At 41.4% G+C, this 8,423-nt stretch carries 10 protein-coding genes; 4 read left to right on the top strand and 6 right to left on the bottom strand.

All coding sequences use genetic code 11. The features are described from left to right. Positions 1-155: 155 nt before the first annotated feature. Complete coding sequence (locus tag ACIQXQ_RS14885; protein ID WP_402958438.1) at positions 156-608, bottom strand: DUF4190 domain-containing protein; 453 nt, start codon at positions 606-608, stop codon at positions 156-158. Between the two features lie 170 nt (positions 609-778). Between ACIQXQ_RS14885 and ACIQXQ_RS14880 the strand changes: the two genes are divergently transcribed. Next, complete coding sequence (locus ACIQXQ_RS14880; RefSeq protein ID WP_402958436.1) at positions 779-1,363, top strand: hypothetical protein; 585 nt, start codon at positions 779-781, stop codon at positions 1,361-1,363. Between the two features lie 40 nt (positions 1,364-1,403). On the opposite strand, the gene ACIQXQ_RS14875 is transcribed toward ACIQXQ_RS14880, so the two are convergent. Genes ACIQXQ_RS14875 through ACIQXQ_RS14865 form a run of 3 tightly spaced genes read right to left on the bottom strand, consistent with a single transcriptional unit; the run spans position 1,404 to position 3,459 of the window. Beyond that, a complete protein-coding gene (locus ACIQXQ_RS14875; RefSeq protein WP_402869538.1) occupies positions 1,404-1,826 on the bottom strand; it encodes a Fur family transcriptional regulator in 423 nt (140 codons plus the stop codon). Between the two features lie 13 nt (positions 1,827-1,839). After that, positions 1,840-2,673, bottom strand: a complete 834-nt coding sequence (locus ACIQXQ_RS14870; protein WP_402869540.1) for a metal ABC transporter permease — start codon at positions 2,671-2,673, stop codon at positions 1,840-1,842. A gap of 21 nt (positions 2,674-2,694) precedes the next feature. Further along, the gene (locus tag ACIQXQ_RS14865) at positions 2,695-3,459 is read right to left on the bottom strand and encodes a metal ABC transporter ATP-binding protein (RefSeq protein ID WP_402869541.1); all 765 of its coding nucleotides are present in this window, start codon (positions 3,457-3,459) and stop codon (positions 2,695-2,697) included. A gap of 205 nt (positions 3,460-3,664) precedes the next feature. Here ACIQXQ_RS14865 and ACIQXQ_RS14860 point away from each other — a divergent pair, with 205 nt between their 5' ends. Beyond that, the gene (locus ACIQXQ_RS14860; RefSeq protein WP_402958434.1) at positions 3,665-3,925 is read left to right on the top strand and encodes a DUF2624 family protein; all 261 of its coding nucleotides are present in this window, start codon (positions 3,665-3,667) and stop codon (positions 3,923-3,925) included. An 81-nt stretch (positions 3,926-4,006) separates the two neighbouring features. Here ACIQXQ_RS14860 and ACIQXQ_RS14855 read toward each other — a convergent pair whose 3' ends face one another. Next, positions 4,007-4,903 carry a deoxyribonuclease IV gene (locus ACIQXQ_RS14855; RefSeq protein WP_402958431.1) on the bottom strand — a complete coding sequence of 299 codons (897 nt, stop codon included), beginning with the start codon at positions 4,901-4,903 and terminating at the stop codon, positions 4,007-4,009. Positions 4,904-4,917: 14 nt separating this feature from the next. Beyond that, on the bottom strand, positions 4,918-6,231 hold the full coding sequence (locus ACIQXQ_RS14850; RefSeq protein ID WP_402869550.1) for a DEAD/DEAH box helicase: 1,314 nt from the start codon (positions 6,229-6,231) through the stop codon (positions 4,918-4,920). A 421-nt stretch (positions 6,232-6,652) separates the two neighbouring features. On the opposite strand from ACIQXQ_RS14850, the gene vrrA reads away from it, so the two are divergent. Together vrrA and ACIQXQ_RS14840 are read left to right on the top strand one after the other, a co-directional pair. Continuing rightward, on the top strand, positions 6,653-7,348 hold the full coding sequence (gene vrrA, locus ACIQXQ_RS14845; protein ID WP_402958428.1) for a VrrA/YqfQ family protein: 696 nt from the start codon (positions 6,653-6,655) through the stop codon (positions 7,346-7,348). A 123-nt stretch (positions 7,349-7,471) separates the two neighbouring features. Beyond that, a complete protein-coding gene (locus ACIQXQ_RS14840; protein WP_402869554.1) occupies positions 7,472-8,419 on the top strand; it encodes a 4-hydroxy-3-methylbut-2-enyl diphosphate reductase in 948 nt (315 codons plus the stop codon). The last annotated feature ends 4 nt before the right edge of the window (positions 8,420-8,423 follow it).

Genomic DNA, 8,423 nt, shown 5'->3' with positions numbered 1-8,423 from the left:
TTTCAGTAAATTATTATAGAAATAGAAAAACAGGTGGAGAAAAACAACTCGTTTTTCTCCACCTGTTTTATTTTAGGGACTTATTAGACAGCCCCTTTTTTGTTTCCACAAAAAAGCTGTCTCCGCTACAAACGGAAACAGCAAAAACATGCTCCTTAAAAGAACGGCAGGATGAATATGCCCACAATGATGGAAACTGCACTTATACCTATAGCCCATGAGCCCATGCTCGATCCCCTTTTACGGGCTGAAAAACCAATAATGATCCCAAGGATCCCCAATATAAAGGGCATCATGAACAACGAGAGAATGGAAATGATTAACGCAATGGCCCCTATACCTGTTCCACCCGATGCTTTACCAGAAGCATCCGACCGTCCATTCATTTTACTTTTATTAGGAATGGTGGAAATCTCGGCAGAAGTTTCTTCCTGATAACGACTATCCTGGACTGAAGTATCGTTTCTTTTTTGATAAGCCCTTTGCTCTACCGCATTTTCTTCTGTATAGTACCGCTCATGATGTTCATCATCCACGACAACCACTGGATCTTTTCCCGCTTCAGTTGAATGATCCTTGTCAATAATGGAGTATTGATCTTCTTCCATTGATCCATCACTCACTTTCGTTTTTAGGAGCATTTATAGTATATGTATAATAGCGAATAACCCTCATGATAAAGGTTGCATGTCTTGGTTTAAATATGTATTGTTTCCAATGGCTTGTTTGAATATGATACACTAAAATAACTGTTGCTGAAAATGAGGAGAGAGTCATCATGAAAAAAAGATTTGGTATCGATATTGACGGGACCATAACAAGACCCGATACCCTAGTTCCCTATTTAAATAAAGCTTTTCAATTAAATTTAGCTTATGAAGACATTAATGAATATGATTTATTCCCTTACGTCAATGTACCCAAAGAAGACTTCACAAAATGGTTCATCGAAACCGAACCGACCATTTATTCGGAATCCTTAATGGCTGAAGGGGCAAAGGACATTCTCGAGGACTGGATGAAGCACGCTGATTTATATTTCATCAGTGCCAGGAGTGACCGCCTTCTTGATGTAACAAAAGACTGGTTTACGAAGAACCAGGTCCAATACAGTCATCTGGAGTTAGTCGGTTCCCATGATAAAGTCGCCACAGCCAAAAAATACGCCGTGGATCTCTTTCTAGAGGACAAGTATGACAATGCGGTCGCCATTTCTGAAGAATGTAATATCCCTGTCCTTTTATTCAATACACCATATAATCAAGGACCGGTACCAGAAAGGGTTTTCAGGGTGGATAACTGGATGGAAGCTTCTCAGTGGGTCAACCATTGGCTCCCCGATAAGCCGTTAAGCTTAAAATAGGATCGTAAAAAAAACCATTGACAGGAGTCAATGGTTTTTTTTACGATCCTACCGATATACAGACGGGACAACGACCATAAATTTCGAATTTATGACCTGAAACCTCATAGTCCTTCAAACTTTCCTGAAGCTCCTGCATCGGGCATACTTCGATTTCCTTTGTCTTACCACAATTCAAACAAATGAAATGGTGATGATGGGAAGAATGTCCACAAGTGAAGCGAAAATGCTTTTCACCTTCCAATTCAGTTGTCTCAAAGATTCCAAGCTCGACAAACAAGGAAAGATTTCGATAAATTGTATCGAAGCTTAAGCCAGGATAATCTCGCTTCATATTCTCCAGTACATCTTTAGCCGTTAAATATTTATCACTTGAAGAAAAAAGAGCCAGCATTTCCTCTCTTTTTCCTGTATGTTTAAAACCTTTATCTTTAAGTAATTGCATGGCAGTTGTTACGTTCAAAAAATCACCCCACCTATCGATTTTTCCACTTATCCAATAAAATTGATAAGACAAGTATTAGCACTGCGATGATCACGATCGTTCCTCCTGGAGCAAGATCCATATTATAGGATATGAATAGTCCTCCCACGACAGAAATTTCCCCGAATATGACGGAAAAGGCAATCATCTGCTTAAAGCCTTTTGCAAAGCGAAGGCTTGCTGCCACAGGCAATGTCATAAGTGAAGATACCAGTAATATCCCGATAATCTTCATCGATGCAGCAATCACCAATGCCACCATCACGATAAAAATAAAATGAATGGCTTGATATGGGATACCTGAAGCCTTGGCATGTTCTTCATCAAAGGATAGTAAAAATAATTCTTTATATAACAAGGCTAACATCAAAGCGACTGCAATGCCCACTCCCATGATGAGATACAAGTCTGTACGGCTTACTGCACTGACACTTCCGAATAAATAACTGTATAAGTCCGTATTAAAACCATCTGCAACGGAAATGAAAATGACGCTAAGCCCCATGCCGCCAGCCATGATGATGGGTATGGCAAGCTCTTGATAATGCTTGTACACCCCTCTTAACTTTTCAATGAATAACGATCCTCCAACAGAAAAGGCCATCCCTATATAAAGCGGATTCAATCCGGCAAGAGAAAGAAAACTTTTCTGAAGCAATAAACTGAATGCAATTCCTGCTAGCGCTACATGACTAAGTGCATCGGAAATCATCGACATCCGTCTTACCACGACAAAAACGCCTACAAGTGGCGCAATCGCTCCGATGATGATCCCAGTCAAAAAAGCGTTCTGCAGAAATTCAAATTGCAATATCCCCGATATCATTGGGCTATCCTCCAAAACTTATTAATGATTATGGTTTAAAAACTGAACGCCATGTCCGTAAATGGAAGACAATTCTTCCTCATTCAGGCCATTGTATTCGACGGCATCGCCATGAAAATGAAGCACCTTGTTCAAACAGGCAACATGTGTGACTTTATCGGTCACAGTACCGACATCATGTGTAACCAATATTAGGGTAATCCCCAATTTTTTATTTAGCATCTCAAGCATTTCGTAAAACTGATGGACATTTTTTGAATCAACACCAACAGTTGGTTCGTCCAAAATCAACAATTCAGGCTCACTGACAATTGACCGCGCAATAAACACCCTCTGCTGTTGACCTCCGGATAATTCACCGATGTTTCGGTTTTGATACTCGAGCATATCCACTGATTCCAGAGCATCCTTCACCTTTTTCTTGTCTTCTTTGCTTGCGAATTTGAACAGGCCGATTTTTTTTGTCAAACCGCTTTGAACCACTTCAAAAACGGTAGCAGGAAAACCGGAATTGAAGGAATTTGCCTTTTGAGAAACAAACCCTATCTTTTGCCAATCCCTAAAGCGTCGGATATCTTCCCCAAATAAATTAATTTTTCCTTTTTGGAGTTTAAATACACCAAGTAACAACTTCAACAGAGTGGATTTACCGGATCCATTCGGACCGACGATAGCTAAAAAGGCCCCTTTAGGTATTTCAAGTGATACATGCTCCAGCACTAAATCTTTTGTATATTTGTAAGATATATCTTCTAATTTAACGATGGGGTTGATTACATTGTCCAAAACTATCACCTTTTTTTTAAGAATCATTACGATTAACAAAGGTTAGTATAAATCAAAGATGTTCAGAAGTAAAGAATTCGCTCCAGACTTCACATGGTCTAACTGTTAACAAAAACCATACATCCGTAAATTTCCAACAATCCGTAAACTTTCGAGTTCACATACCCTATCTTTCTTCATATGTTTTAAAGGAGGAGGAGATCGTATGAAATTATTCGAAATGATGGTCAACCATAAAATAAATCAGATACGCCCGGATGAACTACTTTCCCTTGCTAAACAACATCAGATTAGTCTAACACAAAAACAGGCAAGTGATATTACTGCACTGCTGGCCGGTAAAAACATCAATATATTCGATATTCGCCAAAGGCAAAACGTTCTTGGTCAAATCACCCAAGTGGCAGGAGCGAATACGGCCCGGGCAATCGAAACCCTTTTCAACAACCTTACAGCCAATATGTAAACAAGGGTAGCCGGCATCATCTAATTTCCTATGTAAAATAAGGGACGATTCATCGACATGCCGATGGATCGTCCCTTCTACTTACATTTGCAACATGATTTTTTCCAGTACACCCTCGTCGAATTGCTGGTTCTTAAGCATATCGATTTCGAATTTATACGGAGCCTTTTTATCCTTCTTGTCTTCTCCTACATAAGGAGTTTCCAGGATTTTTGGAACTTCGCTTAACTGAGGATGATGGACAATGTAATTCAACGCTTTAAAGCCGATATGTCCAAAACCAATATTCTCATGACGGTCCTTATGCGCACCACGGACATTTTTGCTGTCGTTGATATGGAGCACCTTGATCCGTTCAACGCCGATCAACTTATCAAATTCATTCAGGACTCCATCGAAATCTTCGACGATATTGTATCCAGCATCATGTGTATGACACGTATCGAAACATACAGATAGCTTATCGTTATGGATTACACCATCCATGATCATTGCCAATTCTTCGAAAGAACGGCCACATTCCGTACCTTTCCCTGCCATCGTTTCAAGGGCAATTTGCACTTTGTCATCTGTAGAAAGAACCTCATTTAAACCTTCAATGATTCTTTTAATTCCGATTTCAGTGCCTGCACCGACATGGGCACCAGGATGTAGGACGATTTGACCCGAACCGATTGCTTCCGTCCGATCGATTTCACTGCGCAAAAAATTGATTCCCAAGTCGAAAGTAGCTGGATTTGTGGTATTGGCAATATTGATTATATATGGAGCATGTACAACAATATCCGTTATCCCATTCTCCTCCATATGCAGTCTACCTGCTTCAATATTCAAATCCTCTATTTTCTTGCGTCTTGTATTTTGCGGGGCTCCTGTATAAACCATGAATGTATTGGAACCATATAAAGCCGCTTCCTGACTCGCAGCAAGTAGCATATTTTTCCCGCTCATTGAAACATGCGACCCAATCTTCAGCATCTAATTACTCCCTTTTATTTCTTTCTTTGTATGCGGCGTTCGCGTTTTTTAAAGTTTTCCACGTCACGTTGAATTTTCTTCTTGTAACCAGGTTTAACTTTAGACGGCTTCTTAACATGCCTACTTGCCTTTACATCTATCTCTGATTTTTGTTTCTTACGATTTTTCCGTTTGTTACGTTCGTCTATATCTACCCAATCGCCATTTTGAATATCGGCATCATGGAATTCAATCCCCATCTTTTCAAGGCGGTTCAATGCATCTTCATCAGATGTACCATATATCGTTGCTGCAATTCCTGAGTATCCGGCGCGGGCAGTTCTTCCCGTTCTATGAATGTAGAAGTCCAGGTCCGTCGGTAATTCATAGTTAATGATATGACTGACACCTTCAATATCAATTCCGCGAGAAGCCAAATCAGTAGCGACAATGAATTGATACTCCAGATCATTGATTTGCTTCATCATTTTCTTACGATCACGAGGCGATAAATCTCCATGGATCCGGCCCACTTTCAATCCCTTTTCAATCAGGGAGTTGGCTACATGATCCGCCATTTTTTTCGTATTGGTGAAAACGATAGCCAAATACGGATTATAACGAACGATGATATCATGTAATAACTGCTCCCTGTTACGGTGACGAAGAGGTATCAGAACATGTTCAATCTTTGCGGCTGTCGCCTGTTTCGGATTAACTTGAACATATTTCGGGTTTTCCATATATTTATTCAAGAATGGCTTTAACTTTTCCGGAATGGTTGCCGAGAAAACAAGCATTTGAATTTTTTCCGCCATACGGGAAGCAAATTGGTCAACATCTTCAAGGAAGCCCATATCGAGCATAAGGTCCGCTTCATCAACAACAAGCATCGTAGCCGTATATACCTGAAGGGCTTGAGCCTCAACCAAATCCTTGATTCTTCCTGGAGTCCCAATGACCAACTGTGGCTGGGTCTTCAATTTATCGATCATACGCTGTTTATCGGTACCACCGATATAGCAACGTACTTGAATTTGCTCATCTTCAGGGAAATGGTCCGCAATTTTCAAAGCTTCTTTGTAGATTTGATTCGCTAACTCACGGGTTGGTGCGGAAATAATCGCTTGAACTTCATTTTTCCCAGCATCAAGCTTGTTCATAATCGGCAGCAAATAGGAATGAGTCTTCCCTGTACCTGTCTGCGACTGTCCAATTAAGCTACTTCCCTTTAAAAGCGACGGGAGCACGCGTTCCTGTATTTCCGTCGGCTTATCGAACCCTAAAGTACGAACTGCATCTAGAATGTAGCTTTTCAAATTAAATCGTTCAAATTGGTTTTGTTTCATCAAATATCTCCTTTATTCTTGTCTTTCATTAGACACGTCTTATTATTATAATAAATTTTATACAAAAAGCGCAAGCGTCTTGGTAGCTCGTGAAGAAAATAGGGATTGGCCCATAAGGCGCTTTTTGCCTTATGTGGTCCATCATCTTTTTCACAGCGAGCTAGACGCTGGAGCTGGATTATACAAAAAGCGCAAGCGCTTTGGTCAGTTCTCTTAATGGACTCTTGCAAAAGAAAAGCACCTGTCCTGGTCATAGCGTATCCCCCGCAGACATGGAGCAAAAAGACTACCGTTACCATCTTACCTTCTTTCCGACCACTTCACAACATTCCATCTATCCTTTCCTCAAACCTTTTTTACCATGCTGCATAATTTATAGGGAAGAACACATCAATACCTAAACCATAAAGAGGTGAAACCTATGTTCCAAGATAGAAACCGTTCCCCCGGTCCTGGATTCCAGCAACCTAATAATGGCCCAAGGATGCAGCAACCTAGACCCTTCAGGGGACCACAGTACCCAAACAGCAAACCTTTTCAGCCAATGAGGCCGCCTCAAGGAAGACCACAAGGACCACCGGGACCCCAACAAGGCTTCCGGGGAGGAGCCCCCTTCAATCAACAACAAAGACCAGAACAGCAACTTCCTAAGAAAGAAGGGATTTTAGCCAAGCTTCTAGGTAGGTCCAAACAACAAAATGCCGCTCCCCCAAACTTATTCGCACCAGCCAATTCCACTACCACTAGTTCTTCAAGAAGTAGTGGCGGCGGCATCCTGGAGAACTTAACCAAACCCGATTCACTCAACAATATGCTAAACAACACCCAAAAGGTATTGCAAGCGGCCGAGCAATTCACGCCAATGGTGCAGCAGTATGGGCCAGTAATTAAAAACCTCCCCTCCATGTGGAAGGTGTTCCGCAGCATATCATCAAGTGAAGAAACGGAAAAACCAGCAGAAGAAAACACCAATTTAACCACTTCTCCCAAGATTCAGGAATCCGAACCCGCTGTGAATAGCGATAAGCCAAAAATCGAATTAAACGTAGAACCGGCTGCCGAGGCTCTCCCCAAAAAGACAAGGAATCGATCATCCGGACCTAAACTTTATATTTAAACCATTATAAATTTGCGCCCGTGGCATCATTCATGAAATACGATATTTTGTAAAATCATCTATGGTCTTATATAATAGAAGGGAATACGCGTAAGTTTCTTGCCTTTGAAGGAGGACACATAGATGAAAGTAAATAAAATCTCCCCGCGGGGCTATTGCTATGGAGTAGTTGATGCCATGGTTATTGCCAGGAATGCGGCTTTAGATAAAACCTTGCCACGCCCTATTTACATTTTAGGAATGATCGTTCATAACAAGCACGTTACCGATGCTTTTGAAGAAGAGGGGATCATAACGCTAGATGGCAGTAACCGAAATGAAATCATCAATCAGGTGGAAACGGGAACTGTCATCTTTACCGCTCACGGCGTTTCCCCTGAGATTCGGAAGATTGCGAAGGAAAAAGGCCTTGTCACCCTTGATGCTACTTGTCCTGACGTTACCGCTACACATGACTTGATCAGGGAAAAAGAATCGGAAGGGTATCAAATCATCTATATCGGCAAAAAAGGACATCCTGAGCCAGAGGGAGCAGTTGGGGTAGCCCCTGATGTCGTTCACCTCGTGCAAAATGCTGAAGATGTCGAAGCCTTATCATTGAATAGTGAAAAGATCATTGTGACCAATCAAACGACAATGAGTCAATGGGATGTCCTGGACATCATGGAGAAGGTGAAGGAAAAGTTCCCCCATTCTGAGGTCCATAAAGAAATCTGTTTAGCCACACAGGTCCGTCAAGAGGCCGTAGCACAACAAGCTGGAGAAGCGGATGTCCTTATCGTCGTCGGTGACCCAAAAAGCAATAACTCCAATCGGCTTGCACAAGTATCCGAAGAAATTGCAGGAACCACGGCTTATCGCATAGCCGATATTTCCGAACTGAACCTCGAATGGTTAAAAGATGCCAAAACGGTGGCTGTCACTTCGGGAGCTTCGACGCCTACTCCTATAACGAAAGAGGTCATTAGATTCCTTGAACAATATGAACCTACTGACGAATCGACATGGGATACGGAAAAGAAAACACCCTTGCATAAAATATTACCTAAAATCAAAGTAAAGAAAGCCTGAAAAA

Origin of the sequence: Peribacillus sp. NPDC097198, from assembly GCF_044762055.1 — a bacterium.
Lineage (GTDB): Bacteria > Bacillota > Bacilli > Bacillales > DSM-1321 > Peribacillus.
This window is presented reverse-complemented; position numbering and strand designations above follow the sequence as displayed.